This is a genomic window from Halomarina rubra, assembly GCF_023699475.1.
GTDB classification, from domain to species: Archaea; Halobacteriota; Halobacteria; order Halobacteriales; family Haloarculaceae; genus Halomarina; species Halomarina rubra.
This window is the reverse complement of sequence record NZ_JALXFV010000008.1, coordinates 877970-896513: the sequence shown is the minus strand read 5'-3', so window position 1 is coordinate 896513 and position 18544 is coordinate 877970. Positions and strand designations below refer to the sequence as shown.

Genomic DNA, 18544 nt, shown 5'->3' with positions numbered 1-18544 from the left:
TAATAACTGCCGGGCAGGCCGGTGACGGACAGTCCCCTCGACTGCCCCGTCGCCACGGTTTATGCCCGCCGCGGCCGAAGTCAGGGTATGCCGATGAAAGGGTCCGGCGGGACCTCGCTGGCCGAGATCGACAGGCACGACGGCGGCGTCGGGTGGCTGGCCCACCCCGACGAGGAGATGCAGCGGGCGAGTCACGCGCTGGCGACCGACGAGGGCGTCTACCTCGTCGACCCCGTCGACGCCGACGGACTCGACGACCTGCTGGCCGAGTTGGGCGAGGTAGCCGGCTGTCTCGTCCTCCTCGACCGTCACAACCGGGACGCCGACGCCATCGCGCGCCGTCACGACGCGACGGTGTACCGCCCGGCGTGGATGGACGGCATCGACTCGAACTACCTCGCGCCCGTCGAGGACCTCGGAACGCGACTCGGCGACACCGGCTACGAGGTGTATCAGCTCTACGACACGCCCGTCTGGCGCGAGGCGTACCTCTACCACCCCGAGGACCGAACGCTCGTCGTTTCCGAGGCGCTGGGGACAGCGGCGTACTTCCGGGCGGGCGACGAACGCGTCGGCGTCCACCCGATGCTCCGGATGACGCCACCGAGAGAGTTGGCCGACTACGACGCCGAGCGCCTGCTCGTCGGTCACGGGCGCGGTGTGACGACCGACGCCGGGAGCGCCGTCAGGGACGCTATCGACGGTTCGCGCCGGCGTGCGCCGACGGCGTATCTCCAGGCGCTCCGCGGAATGTTGGGCTGAGGCCGAAGACTTTTGCCGGGACGAGTCACTGTTTCGGTATCTATGCCAGGGCCATCGAGTGACCGGGGTCGGCGAGCGTGACGTTCGTCGATATCGACCGCGACTCGAACGGCCACCTCCGCATCCGCGACGCCATCGAACGCCGTCGCTGTGCCCTCTACACCGACACCGCGGCGACGCCGCGCCCCGTCGACGACGACGCGTTCTCCGTCCCGGTCGACGCCGCCGCGGCCGTCGAGGTCGGCGAACTGACGTTCCCGGACGTCGTCGAGGCGTACGTCCGGGACGACGACGGCGCGCTCGTCCACCAGATTCGCCACTTCGAGCGCTACGACCTCCCTGCAGGGACGTTCAGCGTCGAACTCTGCTCGCCCATCAAGCTCTATCTCCGGGTGGAGGGGCCGCTGACCGTCGACGCCGACGGCGACACGACCGTCCTCTCGTTCGCGGCCGCCAGCGAGGTGCTCGTCGGGGCACGTTCGTACCACGAGCGCCCGGCGGCGACCATCACCACGACGGACGCTCCCGAGGACGTGTTCACCGCGCTGTCGTACCTCGGGTCGGCGCTGAAGACGACGACGCCCGAGCGGTCGTTTCCCACGCTCCGAGGCCACCCGCCCGCGATGACCCTCGGCGAGGAACTCGACGTCCCGGACGGTCTCGTGAGGCCCGACACCGGCGTCACCGTCGAGGTGCCGCCGACGCTCGACGCCGGCGTCGTCGTCGCACCGCTGGCGTACTACCTCGGTGCGGAGGTCGTCGCCGGGTCCGACCCGCGACTCCTCGCCGGGGAGTTCGTCTCCCCTCTGGAGGGACCGGCTGGGTTCGAGCGGACGGTCGGACGGACGCTGAAACAGCTCCTCTTTCTCGACTGCGTCGTCCGGACCGAGGGGTACTACCCGGTCGAACTACAGGAGCGGACGGCCGTCGAGGACGTGTTGCCGTTCGACCTCGCGGCGACCTACGACCGGTCGCTCGCCGAGCAGGTGCGGGCGTACCTCTCGGTGCCCTACGAGTCGCTCGAACCCCACATGCCGACGTGGAAGCTGACGAGCCACGTCGACCCGGTCCCGACCAACCTCGAGACGCTGCCGTACCTCGTCGACGACCTCTCGACCATCCGGACGCCGAGCGCCCGGGAGGTCACGCCCGCGGAGGCGCAGTCGGCGGCCATCGAGTCGTTCATGAGCGACGGGCCGACCCGGTCGCGCTCCGGTACCCAGCCGGGGTCGCCACCGCCGACGCCGCGACTCGTCCGTCCCGAGCGGACCGACTCGCTCGAACAGGCGTGGGTCGGCCCGGACGTCCCGGTCGGTGCGAGCAAGGTGAGCGTCGCGGCGTTCCGCAACCGCCTGCGTCAGGAGCCGACCGACGGGTCGCTCTCCATCGCGGTCATCTGCAACGACGAGTCGATGCTGACCGAACACGAGACGGCCAGCGACGTCTACGGCTCCCGTGAGTCGCTCCCGTTCGACGTCACCGTCCACCGCAACGCGACGACGACCGAACTCGCAGAGGTCCTCGAGTCGGGCGTGGAGTTCGTCCACTACATCGGCCACATCGACGCCGGAGGGTTCTGCTGTCCCGACGGCCACCTCGACGCGGCCGACCTCGATGACGTCGGCACCGACGCGTTCTTCCTCAACGCCTGCACCTCCTACCAGCAGGGGATGGCGCTCATCGAAGCGGGGGCCGTCGGCGGCGTCGTCACCGTCGACGAGGTGGTCAACACGGGCGCGACCGCCGTCGGCCGAATGCTCGCTCGACTGTTGAACGCGGGGTTCCCGCTGCAGGCGGCGCTCAACATCGCCAGCGACGAGAGCCTCGTCGGTGCGCAGTACCTCGTCGTCGGCGACGGGAACACCGAGATCGCCCAGTCGGAAGCCGGCGCGACGTCCGTCGTACACCTCGAAGAACGCGACGACCGAACGGGCGAAGCCGCAAGGTACCGACTCTCCTTTCAGTTCTACCCGACGCGACTGTACGGGATGGGGACGCTCGGGACACCCGTACTCGAGGGCCACACGGAGAGTATCCTCGCGGGGAACAGGACGCCGGCCTACTCGGTCCGTGAAGAGAACGTGCGGTCGCTCCTCGACATCAGTTCCTGCCCGGTGTACTTCCGCAACCGGTGCTGGTGGAGCACGGAGCTCCAAAGGAGCCAGTTCTAGGGGCCGGGGTTACCGGCGATAGTGTTCATCTCGGAGCCGATCGTCCCGACGACCATGGTCCCGGCGAACGCGAGTTCGAACAGTTTCGGGTGCTCCGCGAGGAACGTCTTGAGCGTCTTGCTCGGCATCGTGTCAGTCGAGTCGAGTTCAATATTCATAAACGTATTGTAAGAAGAATTACCCGAACTGCCGGGAGTCAGACGCACGGCCGACGCGCTCTTTTCGGTCGCCGCCCTCCCTGTAGTCGTGGTCACCATCACGAGCGGCCTCGTCGAACTGCTCCTCTCGGTGGCGAGCGACCGCGACCCCCAGTCGGTGACGGTCGGGTTGACGGTCACACCGGCGTCCGACCTCGACGGCGGCGACGACCTCGACCCGGAGACGCAGGTGTTCACCCACTTCTACCACCCGGACGCCGGCGGGTCGGTCAACGCGGTGTTCGGCATCGACCTCGCCAGTCCGCGAACCCAGGGGCGGTTCGTCTCTCACCCCGACGGCGACGACCGTCTCAAACGCACCGACGACTTCCACGAGGTGGTGTTCGTCGCGACCCCGCCCTGGGACGAGGTGGTCGCGTACGACCGTGGGGGGACGCGTCTCCCGGTGACCGTCGTCGACGCCGTCCCGCCCTCCGAGTCGGTCACCTGAGGAGCGTCGCGTCGAGTCCGGAGGTCACTTCAGGTAGCCGAGGTCGCGCAACTGCTGGGCGATCTCCTCGAACTCCGCCTCGCTGAGTTCGCCCTGCCGCTGGTGCTGGATGACGATGCTCCGGAGGAGAAATCGGACGAGGTCGCTGGTCGAGGAGAAACTCGTCCCCTCGATGGTGTCTTCGACCCGGACAGCGAGGTCCTTCGGAATCGAGACCGTGGTGTACTCCGTCATGGGTGAGCGAACACCGCCCGGCGGTTTATCGGTTGTGTGATTCGCCGGCACCACCCTTTTCCGTCGGGCGACGTGACTTCTAGCCGGAACCGAGATTACGCACTGTGCATTCGAGGTGACGCTCGAACACGCTACGTCCTTCCACAGACGGATCGCACCACACGGTTCACACGCGTTCCGTCATCCATGACCGTACCACACGTCGACGGTGAGACCACCGTCACGATGCCCACGACGGACGAGACGTTCAGTCTCCTGACCAACGTCTACCGACGTCGACTCCTGGTCGCGTTGCTCTCGGAGTCGCGCGTCGACACTGCGGACCTCGTCCCCGACCCGGCCGCGGAGGTGCCGACGCGACTCCACCACGTCCACCTCCCGAAACTCGACGAGGCCGACTTCGTCGACTGGAACCGCGAGCGAGACGTCGTCGCGCGCGGCGAGCGCTACGGGGCAGTCGAGCCACTGGTGCGCATGCTGGCCGAGAACCCCTCGAAGCTCCCGCCCGGCTGGGTATGACCGGCCAACGGTGGAGCGAGGTCGGCTCGCCCGACGTCGAGGTCTCGTTCGACCCGACCGACGAGCGCCCGAGCGACGTCCTCGTCAGAGCCGTCGCGGTCGCGAGCGACGAGGACCCGATGCGACTGCCACCGTTACTGACGGCGGTCGACCCCGACGCCCTCGACAAGTGCGCGCGGCCGCCGCGCTCGTCGATGACCGTTCGCTTCCCGTACGCCGGCTACCGAGTCGTCCTCTCGACGGACGGGTACGTCGGACTGTTCGGCGAGTGAAGCGGTCGCAGGCTTTTCGGTTCCGTCGCCCCAACGGGAACTCATGCGAGCACGTCCCCCGACCGACGGCATCGACGACGAGTCGGACAGCATCGCGTTCGGTATCGCCGCGCTCGACGCGCGCCTCGACCGAGCCGAACTGACGTTCCCGGCGGACGTGTCGACTGTCCGCGAGACCGTCGGTGACGTCCCGGTGCCCTACGACGCTTCGGGGAGCACGATGACCGTCGGCGAAGCACTCGACGAACTGTCCGAGACCCGTTTCGAGACCGAGCAGGCGTTCCTCAACGCACTCCACCCGGTGTTCGAGGACGCCCGCGAGAACAACCGCGTCGGCATCGTCGGCCGACTCCGTTCGTTCGTCCCCTTCTGAGCGTCGGTCGAGCGACCGCCGAGTGGCACCTCGCTCGCCGACAGTCTCCCTCACTCCTCGGGACGGAGTTCGCGTTCTCGCTCCTCGCGGGCGACGCGGTCGGTGGCGTCCGTCGACCGGGTGACGGCGTCGGGGTCGAGCGGTCCCCGACCGTGGCCGTTGCGGGACTCGGGGCTGATGCGGTCGGCGAGCGCTTCGAGGCGGTGGGTCTGCTCGCGGTTGACCGCGACGATCATGTCCGAGAGCACCGCGAACATCAGCAGTTGCGCGCCGAGCAGGATGGCGACGCCCGCGACGACGGCGTACACCTGGTGGGAGATGCCGACGACCCACCACTCGTAGCCGACCCACGCCCCGAGCAGCGCCCCCGCGAGGCCGCTGGCGATACCGACGCTCCCGAAGTAGAACAGCGGGTTGTTGAGTTTCGCCAGACTGTACAGCGCGAGGATGATGCGCCCGCCGTCTTTGACGGGGTGGAGGTTGGTGTCGGAGTCGTCCGGTCGGGGGTGGTAGGAGACGGGGACGACGGCGGTTCTGATGCCGTGTTTGACGCACTCGACGGCGAGTTCCGTCTCGATGGTGAACCCGTCCGATTCGAGTTCGATGCGGCGGACCGAGTCGAGGGTGAACGCTCGGTAGCCGCTGAGGATATCCCCCAGGTTCCGGCCGTGGATGGTCGCGAACGCGCCGTTGATGAGTCGGTTACCCAACTGGTTGAGTCGTGGCATCGCCTCGTCGTGCATGTCGGCGAACCGGTCGCCGATGACGTGGTCGGCCCGACCCTCGAACAGCGGTTCGAGCATCTTCCGGGCGTCGGCCGGGTCGTAGGTCATGTCGCCGTCGAGCATCAGCACGTACGGCGTCTCGATGTACTCGAACGCCTCCCGGACGGCCTGGCCCTTCCCCTCGCCGCGTTGTTGGACGACGCGAGCGCCTCGCTCGCTGGCGAGGTCGCGTGTCCCGTCGGTCGACCCGCCGTCGACCACGAGGATGTTCTCGAACCCGTGCTCGACGAAGCCGTCGATGACGGGGCCGATGGTCTCGGCCTCGTCGAGCGTCGGGATGAGGACACAGACGTCCGAGTCGTTCATTTGCCTCAGGTCGACCGCACGCGGCCAAAAACCTGCCGGCCCACGCTGCGTGGGCGGGTGTCTCGGTTACGAGCGGTCGGCTGGTGGGAGTCGTGGGTGGTCAGAAGACGGTGAGGAGACGGGGAGAGCAGACATCGTGTCGGGGACACCGACTCCGCGGTCGCCGACTCAGTCGTCGTCGGTGGCGGCCGCCGCGGCGCGTTTCTCGGAGAGGTGGTCCATGATCTCCGCACAGCCACAGCCGTCCTCGACGTCTTCGAGATGCGCCCGGTCGTCGTCGGTTTTCGTGTCGGACATGGTTACTCGCTATCTGAGTAACTCTCGCCCGGCGTATAAATATATTCGGGTGTCGGGCTGTCGACGAACCGTCACGACGGCCGGAGACCGGGCGGTGGTGGCGGGGTGCGGAGCGTCGCCGAGGCCCTGGACCGGCGGTTTTACCACCCCACACGGGCCAGTGACGGTATGAGCGAGACGGACGTGTTCGACCGCCTCGGGCTGACGGAGTACGAGGAGACCGCACTGGTCGAGCTGTTGACGCTCGGGCGGACGACCGCGCCGAACCTCGCCGAGGCGGCGGGAATCCCCAAAGCACGGGTGTACGGCGTCCTCGACTCGCTGGCCGACGAGGGGTTCGTGAAGGTGATTCCCGGCCGGCCGAAGCACTACCAGCCCCACGACCCCGCGACCATCCTCGACCGCGCCGAGGAGAACCGCCGACAGGAGATGGAGTCGTTCGTCCAGGACGTCGAGGCCGAACGCGAGTCGTTCCTCGCGGAGTTCCAGCCTCGGTTCGAGGCGGCGGGCGAGGACATCACCGCCACCGAGGAGCTGTTCTACGTCGTCGACGTCGGCCAGCCCTCCGAGCGCGAGACGCGGCGCATCTACCGCGAGGCCAACGAACGGGTCTGCATCCTCTCGAAGGGGTTCGAGTACTTCGAGACGGTGGAACCCGCCCTCACCGACGCCCTCGACCGCGGCGTCGACGTCCGCGTGCTGTTGTTACACCCCGACGAACTGGACCCGGACGAGCGCGACCGCCAGAGCGCGGTGGCCGAGCGCCTCGCCGAGTACGACGTGTCGGTTCGCTACTCGACCGAACAGCTGCCGTGGCGAGGCACCTTCGCCGACCCGACGTTCTCCTACGAGGGCGGCGAGGCCATCCTGCTCGTCCAGGAGGACGACGTCCCCAACCACCTCCGGCAGGCAGCCATCACCGAGAACGGTGCGTTCGTCGCCGGGCTGGGTCGGTTCTTCGACCTGACCTGGGAGTACGAGAGCACGGACACGACCGAGACGTCGTAACCTCCCCGAGAGTCAGCGCCACTTGACGACGCCGTAGAGATAGCCCAGACCGACCACACCGGTGAGGACGACCAGCATCATCAACTGCTGGAGCTTCGCGACGGAGAACTCCTCGACCAGTCCCCGCACGCGCTCGGGGACGAACCGCAGGAGGAGGTCCACGAGGAACTGGCCCTCCTCGCCGGTCGACTCGGGGACGAACACCTGCATCCCGCGTTTCGAGAACCCCTGCCAGAACGCTCGTTCGACGAGCCACCGGGGGCTGGTCCGGTAGTCGAATATCTTGTGTTCGACCGCCGCGTCGGGGTTGTACTGGACGCCGACACCGAACTCCTCGCGGAGGCGCGCGCACAGTTCGGTCTCGCCGCCCTGGAGGTGGTTGTCCCCCTGACGGCCTCCGACGTCGGTGTCGAACCCGTCGAGCGCGTCGAACACCTCGGCACGAAACGAGATGTTCGAGCCGTTGGTGTTCCGGACCTCACCGGCCTCCTCGGCGAACCCGCGGTGGGTGACGCCGATGAGCCAGTAGAACTCCTCGGGGAGGAACGTCGGTTCGCCGGCGACCCACTTCGGGAGCATCTTCCCCCCGACGGCGAGCACCTCCTCGGCCTCCTCGCTCGCAGTGCGGGTCTCGCCCGGCGTGCGGGGGGACGACGCGCGCCCGCCGTCGGACCACGGCTCGACCGTCCGTTCGTACACCGCCGCGAGTTCGGCCAGCCAGTCCTCGTGGGCGAGCGCGTCGTCGTCGACGAACGCCACTACGTCACCCGACGCGAGGTCAGCACCAACGTTCCGGACCGTGAGCAGCCCCGAGTTCGGTTCGTGGAGGTGGACGACCACCTCCTCGTTGTCGCCGAAGTCCGCCAGCATCCGTTCGTGGACGGCCTCGCTCCCGTCGCTGACGACGACCACCTCGCGGTCGTCGTAGTCGTTCGCGAGGACGCTCTCGACCGCCTCCTTCAGGTCCGGGTACCGCTCCGTGGTGTGCGTACAGACGACGACCGAGATTCGCATGCGATGGGGTCCACCGTCGCGTGGCAAGGCGTTTTCCCTTCACCCCGGGGCGAGGTCAAAAGGCTTATGCGCGTTTTGTGGCTTGTGCAACCAATGAGTCAGCCAACGGAGCGTGAGGACGGGCTGGCGTTCGACGCCGACTCCGTCCTCGGCCGCGTCCGGGAGCTGTATCACATCCCCGCGGTCGCTTTACTGCTGGTTTTCATGCTGTGGAACCGGGTAAAGACGTGGGAGAACTTCTCGGTGGACGGCGAGTTCATGTTCCGGGGGAACGACGCCTGGTACCACCTCCGCTCGACGAGCTACGTCGTCGAGAACTTCCCGTTCACCATGCCGTTCGACCCGTGGACGAACTTCCCCACGGGGACGTCCTCCGGCCAGTTCGGGACGCTGTTCGACCAACTGGTCGCCGCGGGAGCACTCGTCCTCGGCCTGTTCATGCCGCAGGACCAGGCGACGACGGTGGCGCTCCTGTTCGCGCCCGCCGTGTTCGGGACGGCCGTCGGCATCCCGGCGTACTTCCTCGCCAAACGCTTCGGTGGCCGCCTCGGCGGCGTCGTCGCCGTCCTCGTGCTGGCGCTGACGCCCGGTGCGTTCCTGTTCCGGAGCCTCGTCGGCTTCTCGGACCACCACATCGCCGAGGTGCTGTTCCAGGTCATCGCCGTGCTCGCGGTGATGGTCGCCGTCAGCGTCGCCCAGCGTGACCTCCCCGTCTACGAGCAGTTCCGTGCCCGCGAGTGGTCCGCCCTCCGCCCGACGCTCCTCTACAGCGTGCTCGCAGGGGTCGCCCTCGCGCTCTACGTCTGGGTGTGGCCGCCCGCCATCTTCTTCGTCTCGGTGCTGGGCCTGTTCTTCCTCGTCCACACCGTCGTCGTGTTCCTCAAGGGTCGGAGCCCCGAGCACGTCGCCGTCGCCGGTGTCGTCATGTCGGTCGTCGCCGGCCTGCTCTCGGTGGTGAAGGTCTCCGAGTTCGCACTGAGTGCGTCGAACTTCTCGCTGCTCCAGCCCCTCGCGTTCTTCGGGCTAGCCGCCGTGCTCGCGGCGTTCGCTGCGCTCGCACGCGCCGTCGAGGGTCGCTCGGACTCCCGACTCACCTTCCCCGGCGTCATCGTCGGTGCGTTCGCCGCCATCGCGCTGGTCGCGTGGCTCGCCGTCCCCGACACGTTCTCGTTCTTCGTCGACCAGTTCCTCCGCATCTACGGGCTGGACGCCGACGCCGCGGTCCGAACGGTCAACGAGGCACAGCCGGTGCCGCTGGGCGAGGCCGGCCAGTTCTTCGCCGAGCGCTACCGCTTCACCTTCTTCATCGCGGGGGTCGGTGCGGTCGTGCTCCTCGCGAAGTACCTGCTCGACGACGAACCGCGCGGCGAGTCGCTGTTGCTCGTCACCTGGTTCGTCCTGATGATCCTGGCGACGCTCACCCAGAACCGCTTCGACTACTACCTGGCCGTCCCCATCGCGACGTTGACGGCGTTCGTCGTCGGCTACGTCGTCGACCTCGTCGGCCTCAGCGCGACCGAGGGCGTCTCGGACCTCGACGCCGCCCAGGTGATGACGGTGTTCGTGGTCGTCCTGGTCGTCGTCGCTCCGTTCATCGCGTTCACCGGTCCGGTCCTGAGCGACCCCGGTGCCGTGACGGTCCAGTCGTCGCAGTCCGCCGACTTCAACAGTCCCGGTGAGGTCACCTCCTGGGACAGCAGCCTCGAGTGGCTGGCCAACAGCACGCCCACCGAGGGCCAGTACGGCAGTTCGAACGCCGACAACGCGCCGATGGAGTACTACGGGCAGTTCGCACAGACCGAGGACTTCGAGTACCCCGACGGGGCCTACGGCGTGATGTCGTGGTGGGACTACGGCCACTTCATCACCGTCGAAGGCGAGCGCATCCCGAACGCCAACCCGTTCCAGCAGAGTGCGAGCACGGCCGCGAACTTCCTGCTCTCGACCAACGAGAGCGAGGCGACCGACTTCGTCGACGACGAGGCCGAGGGCACGCGCTACGTCATGATCGACTGGAAGCTGGCGGACCCGCGCTCCTCGAAGTACACCGCGCCGACGGCGTTCGACAACCTCGGCGTCAACGCCTACCCGTCGCAGGCCAACGGCGGCCAGAACGTACTCATCGAGAACGCCATCTACACGGAGAACCCGTTCACCGGCCAGCCACAGATCTACCGCTACGTCCGCACCCAGCAACACTACGACTCGATGCGGACCCGCCTCTACCAGTTCCACGGGAGCGCGGTCAGCCCGCGCGGCCCGAACGGCGAGGTGCTCGTCCTCGACTGGCAGAACCGCGAACTCCAGACGCCACAGGGGCCGACGAGCGCGGTGCCCGCGACGCCGAACGGGAACATCACGGAGACGTTCAAGACGTTCTCCTCGATGGAGGAGGCCGAGGCGTACGTCGCCAACGACACCACCTCCCAGATCGGCGGCATCCAGGGCGTCCCGACCGAGTACGTCCCGGCGCTCGAACACTACCGCCTGGTCCACGTCAGCGAGGAGACCAACCAGCGCGTCGGGCCGTGGGTCAAGACGTTCGAGCGCGTCGACGGTGCGACGGTCGAGGGCACCGGGCCCGCCAACGCCACCGTCAGCGCGAGCGTCCAGTTGCGTATCCCGACGCAGAACGGGACCCAGAGCGAGACGTTCACCTACGTCCAGCAGGCCGAGACCGACGAGAACGGGCAGTTCACGATGACGCTGCCGTACTCCTCGACGGGGTACGACGAGTTCGGGCCGGAGAACGGCCACACGAACGTCAGCGTCCGTGCGACGGGTGCCTACGAGTTCCGCTCGGTCGAGCAGGGTGAGAACCTCGCCCAGACCGTCTACAACGCGAGCGCCGACGTGAGCGAGGCGCAGGTCCTCGGCGAGGACGACTCGACGGTGCAGGTCGACCTCGGCGAGGGGACGACCATCCAGCCGCCGGGCAACCGGACCAGCGAGAACGAGACCGCCGCACCGAGCGACGACGTCCCGACCAACGAGTCGGCAACCGACGACGGCTCGAACGCGTCAAACGCGTCCAGCGGGACGAACGCGACCACCACGAACGGCACGGACGGGACGAACGCCTCCGGCAACGACTCGACGGCGACCGCGCTCGACGCTCGGGCGGCGCTCGTCGCCGACGCACGGGTCGCCTGATGGGTGTGCGAGCGTACCTCGGCGTCTACCTCCGAGGCATCGCGATGGGTGCGGCCGACGCCGTGCCCGGCGTCTCGGGGGGCACCATCGCCCTCATCACGGGCATCTACGAGCGACTGGTGACCGCCATCACCGAACTCGACCCGCGGGCGCTCGCACTCCTGCCGGGCGTGACGACCGCCGACGGGCGGGCGCGCTTCCGTGAGCGACTCGTCGAGATGGAGGTGCCGTTCCTGATGGCGCTCGGTCTCGGCATCGTGACGGCGCTCATCACCGTCGCTCGCCTCGTCGAGTGGGCGATGCACGCACACCGTGCCCTGCTGTTCGCGTTCTTCGTCGGCCTCATCGCCGCGAGCGCGGTCGTCCTGCGCGACGAGGTCGACCTGGGGACGACCGGGCGACTGGTCGCCGGACTCGCCGGCGTCTCGCTCGCCGTCGTCGTCGCGTCGGAGGTCGGCAGTGCGCTCCCGAGCAGCCTTCCGGTGCTGTTCGTCGTCGGCGGCATCGCCATCTGTGCGATGATCCTGCCGGGCGTCTCGGGGTCGCTCATCTTGCTGTTGCTCGGTCAGTACGAGTTCCTGACCGGGACGCTCTCGACGTTCACCGAACGGCTCGTCGACGTCGCCCGCGGCGGGAGCGTCGACGCGCTCGTCGAACCGGGCACCGTCGTCGTCACGTTCTGTGCGGGCGCGGTCGTCGGCCTGCTGTCGGTCGCACACGCGGTCAAGTGGGCGCTCGAACACTACCGCGAGGCGACGCTGACGTTCCTCGTCGCGCTGATGGTCGGGGCGCTGTACTACCCGAGCAACGAGGTCCTGAAGGCCGTCGAGTCGTGGACTGCGGCGACGGCGCTCGGTGTGCTGAGTGCGGTCGTCGTCGGTGCGGCCGTCGTCCTCGCCGTCGACTACGTCACCGGTGACATCGACCTCGACGGCGACGCCGACGAACGCCCCGCACCGACCGCCAAGTGACGCCACTCGGCTCCTGACCGCGCTCGGGTCGCGACCCTGACGACGGGAGGGAACCGTTTTTAACCTCATATCCGCTCTGTCGAACCATGCTCAGTGCCGTGATGGAGGACTACCTGAAGACCATCTACGTCCTCCAGCGCGAGGCGGGTCCCGACGCGTCCGCAGAGCGCATCTCGACCTCGGCCATCGCGGGACGGCTCGACGTCACGCCGCCGACGGTGACGAGTATGCTCGACAAGCTCTCCGATCGCGGCCTGGTCGACCGCGAGAAGTACAAGGGGGTGCGGCTGACCGCCGAGGGCGAGACGGTCGCCATCGAGGTGTTGCGCCACCACCGACTCATCGAGGCGTACCTCGCCGAGGCGCTCGACTACGACTGGACCGACGTCCACGAGGAGGCCGACCGCCTCGAACACCACATCAGCGAGACGTTCGAGGCGCGTATCGCCGAGGCGCTCGGTGACCCGGTGGTCGACCCGCACGGCGACCCCATCCCGCGGGCGGACCTCTCGCCGCCCGAGGACGCCCCCGGTCGACGACTCGACGAGTGTACCGTCGGCGACCGCGTCGTCGTCCAGCGGGTTCGCCATCGGACGGACGCGGAGCTCCAGTACCTCTCCGACTCGGGCGTCTCCCCCGGTGCCACCCTCGAACTCGTCGAGGTCGCTCCGTTCGGGATGGTCACGGTGACGGGTCCGGAGGGCGAACAGAGCCTCCCGGCGGAGGTAGCCCACCTCATCCGCGTCGCGCCGGAGGCAGAGACCGTCCAGGAGTAGCGCGGTTCGGAACGAGCGGTAGCGAGTGAGAACCACGAGCAGTAGCGCGGTTCGAGGTTCAGGTTCCTTCGAGCACGGCGAGCGAGAGCACTGAGGGCTGCGACTGCGAGTTCGCCGAAGTCGATGGCGTCGCTCGCGAGCAACGGGTGCGTGCAGGCGACCGAGCGGGAACGCCCGGAGGAGTGGTCGCACGACCGCGAACCCACCGGGAGCGACTCTCAGACCACGCGGGCGCTGGTCTCGTAACCCCTCAAGAACGTTCGTCCATCAGCGCCAGCCAGTCCGACAGGCAGTCGTCGTCACAGAGATGGTGGACCGACTCCCGGGGGGCCGCCAGCGACCCAGAACGGACGGTCGCCGCGACGTGCCAGTCGTCCTCGGCGAGGTGGCGACCGCACACCGGACAGTCGGCGACGCGTGACCCCCGGGCGACGATGCGGCGGTCGACGGACTGGAGGACGAACGAGCCACGGAGCGGAACGGCCATACCACACCTCGGGGCCGTCGCGGACTCAGTCTGTCGTTCGCGGTCGGAGCTCCGAGCAGCGACTCGACGGGGAGCGAGACAGTGTGGACCGCCGAGGGAACGAACTCATCGAAGCGCTTAGTTGTCGGCACGCCCGAGGACCGTCGTGCGAATCGAGAACAGCTTCATCCCCGTCCAGGGCGTCGGGGAGACGACCGAACGCCGCCTGTGGGAACAGGGCATCACCCACTGGGACGAGTTCGAACAGAGCGCGGTGGGCGAGGTGACTGGCGAGCGCATCGCGTCGTTCATCGACGAGGGCCGTGACCACCTCGCCGAGGGGAACGCGCGTTTCTTCGACGCCGCGTTCCCGAGTCAGCACCGCTGGCGACTGTACGAGGACTTCCGCGAGTCGGCGTGTTTCTTCGACATCGAGACGACGGGTCTCTCACACCACCGCGACCAGGTGACGACCGTCAGTCTCCTCCACGACGGCGAGGTCCGAACGCTCGTCAACGACCCCGACCCCGTCGTCGGCGAACCGCTCACGTGCGAGACGCTCCGGGAGGCGCTCGACGCGCCGTTGCTGGTGACGTTCAACGGCACGACGTTCGACGTGCCGTTCCTCGAGACCAGTTACGACCTCGACCTCGACGGCCCCCACCTCGACCTCCGGTACGCCTGCGGGCGCGTCGGTCTCTCGGGTGGGCTGAAGGCCATCGAGAAGGACGTCGGCATCGAACGCGACCGCCCCGACATCTCCGGACGGGACGCCGTCCGTCTCTGGAAGGAGTACGAACGCGGCTCGACGGACTCCCTGGAGACGCTGGTGTCGTACAACCGCGACGACGCCGTCAACCTCCGAACGCTGATGGACGACCTCTCGACGACGCTCCACGAGGACGCCGCTGGCGGTCTCGTCTGAGTACGGGAGTTCTCGCGCGACGCTTCTCGCGGTCGTGTCGGTCTCGTCAGCCTCCAGCCTGCTCAGCGTTCGTCGCGCTCGGGAAGTCGGTCGGTGTCAGCGAGAGGCGAGCGACGACCCTCGGTCGCCCTCGACACGTCGAGCACCTCGACGTCGCCGATGGTGAGTGCCTCTGGGTCGTAGCGGCCCGTCGTCGGGAGGTGTGCGCCCGTCGGTTCGAGGCGGGCGGTGACGAGCGCCTGCGCGGTGCCGTGGACGGTGTGTTCGTCGGGGAACGTCTCGACGGCGTGGTCCGCACAGCGGTGGAACAACGGCGTCCACTCGCCGTTCATCCGCTCGACTTCGAGTTGGAGGAGGTCGCCCGCGGCGAGGACACACGGGCGGTCGTGGAAGCTACAGGTCGCGCGCGTCGGCTCACCGTCGCACCCGACGAACGTCCCCGTCAGGTCACGACAGAGCGAATCACGCATCCGTTCCCACCCGCGATGCCCCTCGCCGTTCCATACCTCGCCTGCATCGGTTCAGGAACATAAACCCGTTGAACGGTTCGGTTCCCGAGGGAAGTAGACACGCCTTTCTACCCCTCCCCATCACGTGGTGACATGAACGCACAGGGTCGAGGTGAGCGCTGAGTGGTCGACCCCGTCACCGTCGTGGCGCTCGTCGCCGTCGCCGCGCTCGGCGGCGTCGTGGGGGCCGCGCTCGGCGGCTACCTCGCGCTCGGCGCGCTCGGAGTGTTCGTCGTCGCGGGCGAACTACTCGTGTTGATGGACGTGAGTCTCCCCGTGGCGACGCCGCTCGGCTACAGCGTCTGGGTCGGCCCCCACACGGTCCTGGGAGGGGGTGCTGCGGCGGCGGCGTTCGCCGTCCGCCGGGGCTACATGGACGAGTCGTACCCGTACCACCCGGCGAAAGACGTCACGTTCCCGCTCGCCCGGCACTCGAAAGCGCTCGCCGTCGGTGGCGTCTTCGGCGTCGTCGGCGCGGGAATCGCGTGGCTGTACACGCTCGTCGGCGCACCGTTCGACCCCGTCGCCGCTACCGTCGTCCTCTCGGCGTTCCTGCATCGAATCGTCTTCGGCTACCCGCTGGTCGGGGCGGTCCGGGGCGGACTGCTCGACCTCTCGCCGTACGAACGCGGTGAGCGCCGCGAACCGATGACCGACGGTGGTCGGACGCTCGGCGACGGGCGACCCGTGGACGGCCGGGAGACGACCACGCAGCGGGGCACACCCGTCGGCGCGACCCGCTACGTCGTCGAACCGTTCGCGCCCTACCAGAGCGACTGGCGGACCACGACCGCGCTCGGGGTGGGCGTGGGACTCGTCTCGGCGGCGCTCGCGTACTTCACGGCGAGTTGGCTCCTCGCGTTCGGTCTCGCGGCCGCCGCGCTCCTCGCGTTCGCGGTCCGCGAGGCGGTGCCGGTCGTCTACCACGTCGCACTCGTCGCCGGGATGGCAGTTCTCGTACTCGCCCCGGTCGAGGCGACGAGCGTCGCTGCGCCCGGGACACCGGCGGACTCCGCCTCGTTCTCACTGCCCGTCGCGTTGGCGGTCGGCACGGCCTCGGGGATAGTGGCGGCGCTACTCGGAGAACTGCTCGAACGGGTCTTCTACGCCCACGCCGACACGCACTTCGACGCGCCGTTCGCCGCGGTGTTCGTCTGTAGTGTCGGTATCGGGGTTCTGGAACTGGCCGGACTCACCGGGACGCCGTTCTGACCGGTCGGTCGTCGCCGGCAGAACTCGGCGGACGGTCGCCTGACGGTTCGTCGTGTTGTGGGGTGTCGTGTAGTGGGGCGTCGTGTGGTGAACAGTCGTGTGCCGGGCGGTCGTGGGGTCGGCTCACTCCGCGTCGGCGACCGGGTTGAACGTCCCGTTGATGTCCCACTCGTGGAGGCAGTACGGGTCGCCCTCCGCCCCCCCGATGACCCACGACTGGGCGTCCGTGCTCCAGACGTCCTCTCGGCCACAGCGTTCGCAGGTCCGCTCCGACGGCGGGGTGATTCGCACCATAGCTGTCGAAAGTACACGGACGCGTATCAATCCGACGCCGGCAGTCGCGACGGGCTATCACTATGTGGTGGGCGGTCGTCCCGCTTCCATGGGCTTTCACACGTACGACGCCGACCGCGCGCCGGCCCTCGAAGACGCCTCGCGGTACCGCTACTGCTCGGCCGAGGAGCTACGGGCGCTGTTCGACCTCGGGGGCACCGTCGCGGACCTCGGCAGCGGGACGGGGTTCTACACCGACGACGTCGCCCCCTACGTCGAGACGTGCTACGCCGTCGACGTCCAGCGCGAGATGCACGAGTTCTACCGCGAGAAGGGCCTCCCCGAGACCGTCGAGTGCGTCGAGGCAGCGGTCGACGACCTGCCGTTCCCCGACGGCCACCTCGACGGCGCGTTCTCGACGATGACGTACCACGAGTTCCACAGCGAGGACGCGCTCGCGGAGCTGGGTCGCGTCCTGGCCCCCGACGCTCGCGTCGCTATCGTCGACTGGACGGCCGAGGGCGAAGGTCGGGACGGTCCGCCCCTCGACGAACGGTTCGCTCTCGACGACTGTATCGCCGCGTTCGAGGCCGCAGGCTTCTCCGTCGAGACGACCAGCGAGCGCCAGGAGACGTTCGTCTGCTCGGCCCGACGAGCACCTTAGTCGGCCTAGTACCTCCTCTTACGGCATTGATGTGTTACCACACAACACACTTGTGTCGTACCTCCCGAATCGGGGTATGAGTCACGGTCTCGTCGACCCGTACCGCCCCGAGGAGTCGGTGTTCGAGTGCCTGGAGTGTCACCACCGTCTCGTCTCCGAGGAGCACGTCGGGGCGTGTCCGGTGTGCGGTGGCGCGACGAAGAACATCGCGGTCGCACGGGAGTAACAGCGAGCGGTCGCGACGGCGCTCGGTAATCCGACGAGCGCCGCTGCTGTGGTCGGTGGCGTCCCGAAAAGACGTGGTGGAGCGGCCCGGTTAGAACTGGCCGCCGTGGACCGTAATCTCGGCGTGGAGCGACTCCTTGAGCGAGTCGTGGACGTGACAGATGTCCTCGGCGCGCTCGACGATGGCGTCGAACTCCTCGTCGGAGAGGTCGGCCTCGACGTGCATGACGAAGCGAACCGCGTCCAGGTCGTCGTCGCCGTTCAGGTCGGCCTCGACCTCGACCGTGATCTTCCCGAGGTCGTCGTGGCCCTCCTTGTTCCCGCCGACGCGGAACGCGGGGATGAAACAGGAGGCGTAGTTCGCCGCGAGCACCTGGTTCGGCGACGGGCCGTCCTCTCCAGTGGCGTCGACGGTCAGTTCGTAGTCGCCGACGCGGCTGACACTCGTGTACCCCTCTTCGGACGTTGTGGTTGCTTCGACGTCTGCCATTGCGTTCGACTCCTGACGCGGCCGTACCAAAAAGATAGGTCGTTCGTGCGTCGGCGGTCGAGGCTCCGGCGGCTTCGGTTCGGGGTGGCTCGACCGGCTCAGGCCGCGACCGTCTCGACGGGGCCGCTGGGTTCGTCGGTCGCCGTGAGCGTGAGGTATCCGGCCGAATAGACGTTGACGAGGTGGTTCGCGTACGTGAACGACACGGAACAGTTCGTGTCGAACCCTCCCTCAGAGCAGGCGTCGTCGAACAGGGCGTCGAGTGCGTCCGGGTCGACGACGTCGTAGAGCAGTGGAAGCCGCATCGGGTCGCTGTCGAGGTGGTCGGCGACGGTCAGCACGACCCGTTCGCAGGTGGACTCGGTCGTCGGGTCGAAGGAGACCTGTACGTCCGAATCGTCGTTCTGCCGTAGGTTCTCGGAGGGGTAGATGGGACTCTGGTGTGTCATGGTGTGCGTGGTTGCGTGGAACGCGTGAACCCGCTTGCCCGC

At 68.2% G+C, this 18544-nt stretch carries 24 protein-coding genes; 14 read left to right on the top strand and 10 right to left on the bottom strand.

Annotated features, from left to right (window positions below; translation table 11 throughout):
* Nucleotides 1–87: 87 nt before the first annotated feature.
* Nucleotides 88–762, top strand: coding sequence for an MBL fold metallo-hydrolase (locus M1L36_RS19750; RefSeq protein ID WP_250875455.1), 675 nt, complete (start codon nt 88–90; stop codon nt 760–762).
* Between the two features lie 77 nt (nt 763–839).
* Nucleotides 840–2933 (top strand): hypothetical protein, encoded by a 2094-nt coding sequence (locus M1L36_RS19745; protein ID WP_250875454.1) that lies wholly within the window; start codon nt 840–842, stop codon nt 2931–2933.
* On the opposite strand, the gene M1L36_RS21495 is transcribed toward M1L36_RS19745, so the two are convergent.
* Nucleotides 2930–3061 carry a hypothetical protein gene (locus M1L36_RS21495; protein ID WP_305794569.1) on the bottom strand — a complete coding sequence of 44 codons (132 nt, stop codon included), beginning with the start codon at nt 3059–3061 and terminating at the stop codon, nt 2930–2932. The genes M1L36_RS19745 and M1L36_RS21495 overlap by 4 nt on opposite strands.
* A 118-nt stretch (nt 3062–3179) precedes the next feature.
* Between M1L36_RS21495 and M1L36_RS19740 the strand changes: the two genes are divergently transcribed.
* A complete protein-coding gene (locus M1L36_RS19740) occupies nt 3180–3581 on the top strand; it encodes a JAB/MPN domain protein-containing protein (RefSeq protein WP_250875453.1) in 402 nt (133 codons plus the stop codon).
* Nucleotides 3582–3605: 24 nt separating this feature from the next.
* Here the strand turns inward: M1L36_RS19740 and M1L36_RS19735 are convergent, their stop codons facing one another.
* Complete coding sequence (locus M1L36_RS19735; RefSeq protein WP_250875452.1) at nt 3606–3815, bottom strand: ribbon-helix-helix domain-containing protein; 210 nt, start codon at nt 3813–3815, stop codon at nt 3606–3608.
* Nucleotides 3816–4001: 186 nt separating this feature from the next.
* Here M1L36_RS19735 and M1L36_RS19730 point away from each other — a divergent pair, with 186 nt between their 5' ends.
* From M1L36_RS19730 to M1L36_RS19720, 3 genes are read left to right on the top strand one after another with little or no spacing between them, the layout of a single operon-like run.
* Nucleotides 4002–4334, top strand: coding sequence for a DUF7344 domain-containing protein (locus M1L36_RS19730; RefSeq protein WP_250875451.1), 333 nt, complete (start codon nt 4002–4004; stop codon nt 4332–4334).
* Complete coding sequence (locus tag M1L36_RS19725) at nt 4331–4606, top strand: HalOD1 output domain-containing protein (RefSeq protein WP_250875450.1); 276 nt, start codon at nt 4331–4333, stop codon at nt 4604–4606. Before M1L36_RS19730 ends, M1L36_RS19725 begins: the two co-directional genes overlap by 4 nt.
* A 43-nt stretch (nt 4607–4649) precedes the next feature.
* Nucleotides 4650–4979: a DUF5789 family protein gene (locus M1L36_RS19720; protein ID WP_250875449.1), complete on the top strand. Its 330-nt coding sequence runs from the start codon at nt 4650–4652 to the stop codon at nt 4977–4979.
* A gap of 50 nt (nt 4980–5029) precedes the next feature.
* On the opposite strand, the gene aglJ is transcribed toward M1L36_RS19720, so the two are convergent.
* Together aglJ and M1L36_RS21490 are read right to left on the bottom strand one after the other, a co-directional pair.
* Nucleotides 5030–6070, bottom strand: a complete 1041-nt coding sequence (aglJ, locus tag M1L36_RS19715; RefSeq protein WP_250875448.1) for an S-layer glycoprotein N-glycosyltransferase AglJ — start codon at nt 6068–6070, stop codon at nt 5030–5032.
* A 168-nt stretch (nt 6071–6238) separates the two neighbouring features.
* A complete protein-coding gene (locus tag M1L36_RS21490; protein ID WP_305794568.1) occupies nt 6239–6367 on the bottom strand; it encodes a DUF8595 family protein in 129 nt (42 codons plus the stop codon).
* Nucleotides 6368–6535: 168 nt separating this feature from the next.
* Here M1L36_RS21490 and M1L36_RS19710 point away from each other — a divergent pair, with 168 nt between their 5' ends.
* Nucleotides 6536–7375, top strand: a complete 840-nt coding sequence (locus M1L36_RS19710; RefSeq protein ID WP_250875447.1) for a TrmB family transcriptional regulator — start codon at nt 6536–6538, stop codon at nt 7373–7375.
* A gap of 12 nt (nt 7376–7387) precedes the next feature.
* On the opposite strand, the gene M1L36_RS19705 is transcribed toward M1L36_RS19710, so the two are convergent.
* Nucleotides 7388–8389 carry a glycosyltransferase family 2 protein gene (locus tag M1L36_RS19705; RefSeq protein ID WP_250875446.1) on the bottom strand — a complete coding sequence of 334 codons (1002 nt, stop codon included), beginning with the start codon at nt 8387–8389 and terminating at the stop codon, nt 7388–7390.
* 93 nt (nt 8390–8482) lie between these two features.
* Here M1L36_RS19705 and M1L36_RS19700 point away from each other — a divergent pair, with 93 nt between their 5' ends.
* The 3 genes from M1L36_RS19700 (at nt 8483) to M1L36_RS19690 (ending at nt 13289) form a co-directional block, all read left to right on the top strand.
* Complete coding sequence (locus tag M1L36_RS19700) at nt 8483–11542, top strand: oligosaccharyl transferase, archaeosortase A system-associated (RefSeq protein WP_250875445.1); 3060 nt, start codon at nt 8483–8485, stop codon at nt 11540–11542.
* Complete coding sequence (locus M1L36_RS19695) at nt 11542–12513, top strand: DUF368 domain-containing protein (protein WP_250875444.1); 972 nt, start codon at nt 11542–11544, stop codon at nt 12511–12513. Before M1L36_RS19700 ends, M1L36_RS19695 begins: the two co-directional genes overlap by 1 nt.
* Nucleotides 12514–12599: 86 nt before the next feature.
* The gene (locus M1L36_RS19690; protein ID WP_250875443.1) at nt 12600–13289 is read left to right on the top strand and encodes a metal-dependent transcriptional regulator; all 690 of its coding nucleotides are present in this window, start codon (nt 12600–12602) and stop codon (nt 13287–13289) included.
* Between the two features lie 250 nt (nt 13290–13539).
* Here M1L36_RS19690 and M1L36_RS19685 read toward each other — a convergent pair whose 3' ends face one another.
* The gene (locus M1L36_RS19685; protein WP_250875442.1) at nt 13540–13776 is read right to left on the bottom strand and encodes a hypothetical protein; all 237 of its coding nucleotides are present in this window, start codon (nt 13774–13776) and stop codon (nt 13540–13542) included.
* A gap of 145 nt (nt 13777–13921) precedes the next feature.
* On the opposite strand from M1L36_RS19685, the gene M1L36_RS19680 reads away from it, so the two are divergent.
* Nucleotides 13922–14680 carry a ribonuclease H-like domain-containing protein gene (locus M1L36_RS19680; protein WP_250875441.1) on the top strand — a complete coding sequence of 253 codons (759 nt, stop codon included), beginning with the start codon at nt 13922–13924 and terminating at the stop codon, nt 14678–14680.
* A gap of 62 nt (nt 14681–14742) precedes the next feature.
* On the opposite strand, the gene M1L36_RS19675 is transcribed toward M1L36_RS19680, so the two are convergent.
* Nucleotides 14743–15150 carry a hypothetical protein gene (locus M1L36_RS19675; protein ID WP_250875440.1) on the bottom strand — a complete coding sequence of 136 codons (408 nt, stop codon included), beginning with the start codon at nt 15148–15150 and terminating at the stop codon, nt 14743–14745.
* Nucleotides 15151–15312: 162 nt separating this feature from the next.
* Here M1L36_RS19675 and M1L36_RS19670 point away from each other — a divergent pair, with 162 nt between their 5' ends.
* Nucleotides 15313–16401 carry a DUF7973 family transport facilitator gene (locus M1L36_RS19670; RefSeq protein WP_250875439.1) on the top strand — a complete coding sequence of 363 codons (1089 nt, stop codon included), beginning with the start codon at nt 15313–15315 and terminating at the stop codon, nt 16399–16401.
* A 123-nt stretch (nt 16402–16524) separates the two neighbouring features.
* Here M1L36_RS19670 and M1L36_RS19665 read toward each other — a convergent pair whose 3' ends face one another.
* Nucleotides 16525–16695, bottom strand: a complete 171-nt coding sequence (locus M1L36_RS19665) for an HEWD family protein (RefSeq protein WP_250875438.1) — start codon at nt 16693–16695, stop codon at nt 16525–16527.
* A gap of 88 nt (nt 16696–16783) precedes the next feature.
* Between M1L36_RS19665 and M1L36_RS19660 the strand changes: the two genes are divergently transcribed.
* Complete coding sequence (locus tag M1L36_RS19660) at nt 16784–17338, top strand: class I SAM-dependent methyltransferase (RefSeq protein ID WP_250875437.1); 555 nt, start codon at nt 16784–16786, stop codon at nt 17336–17338.
* A gap of 76 nt (nt 17339–17414) precedes the next feature.
* Nucleotides 17415–17564 carry a rubrerythrin-like domain-containing protein gene (locus M1L36_RS19655; RefSeq protein WP_250875436.1) on the top strand — a complete coding sequence of 50 codons (150 nt, stop codon included), beginning with the start codon at nt 17415–17417 and terminating at the stop codon, nt 17562–17564.
* 90 nt (nt 17565–17654) lie between these two features.
* On the opposite strand, the gene M1L36_RS19650 is transcribed toward M1L36_RS19655, so the two are convergent.
* Nucleotides 17655–18053 (bottom strand): OsmC family protein, encoded by a 399-nt coding sequence (locus M1L36_RS19650; protein WP_250875435.1) that lies wholly within the window; start codon nt 18051–18053, stop codon nt 17655–17657.
* 98 nt (nt 18054–18151) lie between these two features.
* Nucleotides 18152–18502, bottom strand: a complete 351-nt coding sequence (locus M1L36_RS19645) for a HalOD1 output domain-containing protein (protein WP_250875434.1) — start codon at nt 18500–18502, stop codon at nt 18152–18154.
* Between the last annotated feature and the right edge of the window lie 42 nt (nt 18503–18544).

What these genes read in the sequence shown, in the direction of transcription:
- M1L36_RS19750 (WP_250875455.1), top strand. Translation starts at nt 88, where the DNA reads ATGCCGATGAAAGGGTCCGGCGGGACCTCGCTGGCCGAGATCGACAGG.
- M1L36_RS21495 (WP_305794569.1), bottom strand. Translation starts at nt 3,061, where the DNA reads ATGCCGAGCAAGACGCTCAAGACGTTCCTCGCGGAGCACCCGAAACTG.
- M1L36_RS19735 (WP_250875452.1), bottom strand. Translation starts at nt 3,815, where the DNA reads ATGACGGAGTACACCACGGTCTCGATTCCGAAGGACCTCGCTGTCCGG.
- M1L36_RS19730 (WP_250875451.1), top strand. Translation starts at nt 4,002, where the DNA reads ATGACCGTACCACACGTCGACGGTGAGACCACCGTCACGATGCCCACG.
- M1L36_RS19725 (WP_250875450.1), top strand. Translation starts at nt 4,331, where the DNA reads ATGACCGGCCAACGGTGGAGCGAGGTCGGCTCGCCCGACGTCGAGGTC.
- M1L36_RS19720 (WP_250875449.1), top strand. Translation starts at nt 4,650, where the DNA reads ATGCGAGCACGTCCCCCGACCGACGGCATCGACGACGAGTCGGACAGC.
- aglJ (WP_250875448.1), bottom strand. Translation starts at nt 6,070, where the DNA reads ATGAACGACTCGGACGTCTGTGTCCTCATCCCGACGCTCGACGAGGCC.
- M1L36_RS21490 (WP_305794568.1), bottom strand. Translation starts at nt 6,367, where the DNA reads ATGTCCGACACGAAAACCGACGACGACCGGGCGCATCTCGAAGACGTC.
- M1L36_RS19710 (WP_250875447.1), top strand. Translation starts at nt 6,536, where the DNA reads ATGAGCGAGACGGACGTGTTCGACCGCCTCGGGCTGACGGAGTACGAG.
- M1L36_RS19705 (WP_250875446.1), bottom strand. Translation starts at nt 8,389, where the DNA reads ATGCGAATCTCGGTCGTCGTCTGTACGCACACCACGGAGCGGTACCCG.
- M1L36_RS19700 (WP_250875445.1), top strand. Translation starts at nt 8,483, where the DNA reads ATGAGTCAGCCAACGGAGCGTGAGGACGGGCTGGCGTTCGACGCCGAC.
- M1L36_RS19695 (WP_250875444.1), top strand. Translation starts at nt 11,542, where the DNA reads ATGGGTGTGCGAGCGTACCTCGGCGTCTACCTCCGAGGCATCGCGATG.
- M1L36_RS19690 (WP_250875443.1), top strand. Translation starts at nt 12,600, where the DNA reads ATGCTCAGTGCCGTGATGGAGGACTACCTGAAGACCATCTACGTCCTC.
- M1L36_RS19685 (WP_250875442.1), bottom strand. Translation starts at nt 13,776, where the DNA reads ATGGCCGTTCCGCTCCGTGGCTCGTTCGTCCTCCAGTCCGTCGACCGC.
- M1L36_RS19675 (WP_250875440.1), bottom strand. Translation starts at nt 15,150, where the DNA reads ATGCGTGATTCGCTCTGTCGTGACCTGACGGGGACGTTCGTCGGGTGC.
- M1L36_RS19665 (WP_250875438.1), bottom strand. Translation starts at nt 16,695, where the DNA reads ATGGTGCGAATCACCCCGCCGTCGGAGCGGACCTGCGAACGCTGTGGC.
- M1L36_RS19660 (WP_250875437.1), top strand. Translation starts at nt 16,784, where the DNA reads ATGGGCTTTCACACGTACGACGCCGACCGCGCGCCGGCCCTCGAAGAC.
- M1L36_RS19655 (WP_250875436.1), top strand. Translation starts at nt 17,415, where the DNA reads ATGAGTCACGGTCTCGTCGACCCGTACCGCCCCGAGGAGTCGGTGTTC.
- M1L36_RS19650 (WP_250875435.1), bottom strand. Translation starts at nt 18,053, where the DNA reads ATGGCAGACGTCGAAGCAACCACAACGTCCGAAGAGGGGTACACGAGT.
- M1L36_RS19645 (WP_250875434.1), bottom strand. Translation starts at nt 18,502, where the DNA reads ATGACACACCAGAGTCCCATCTACCCCTCCGAGAACCTACGGCAGAAC.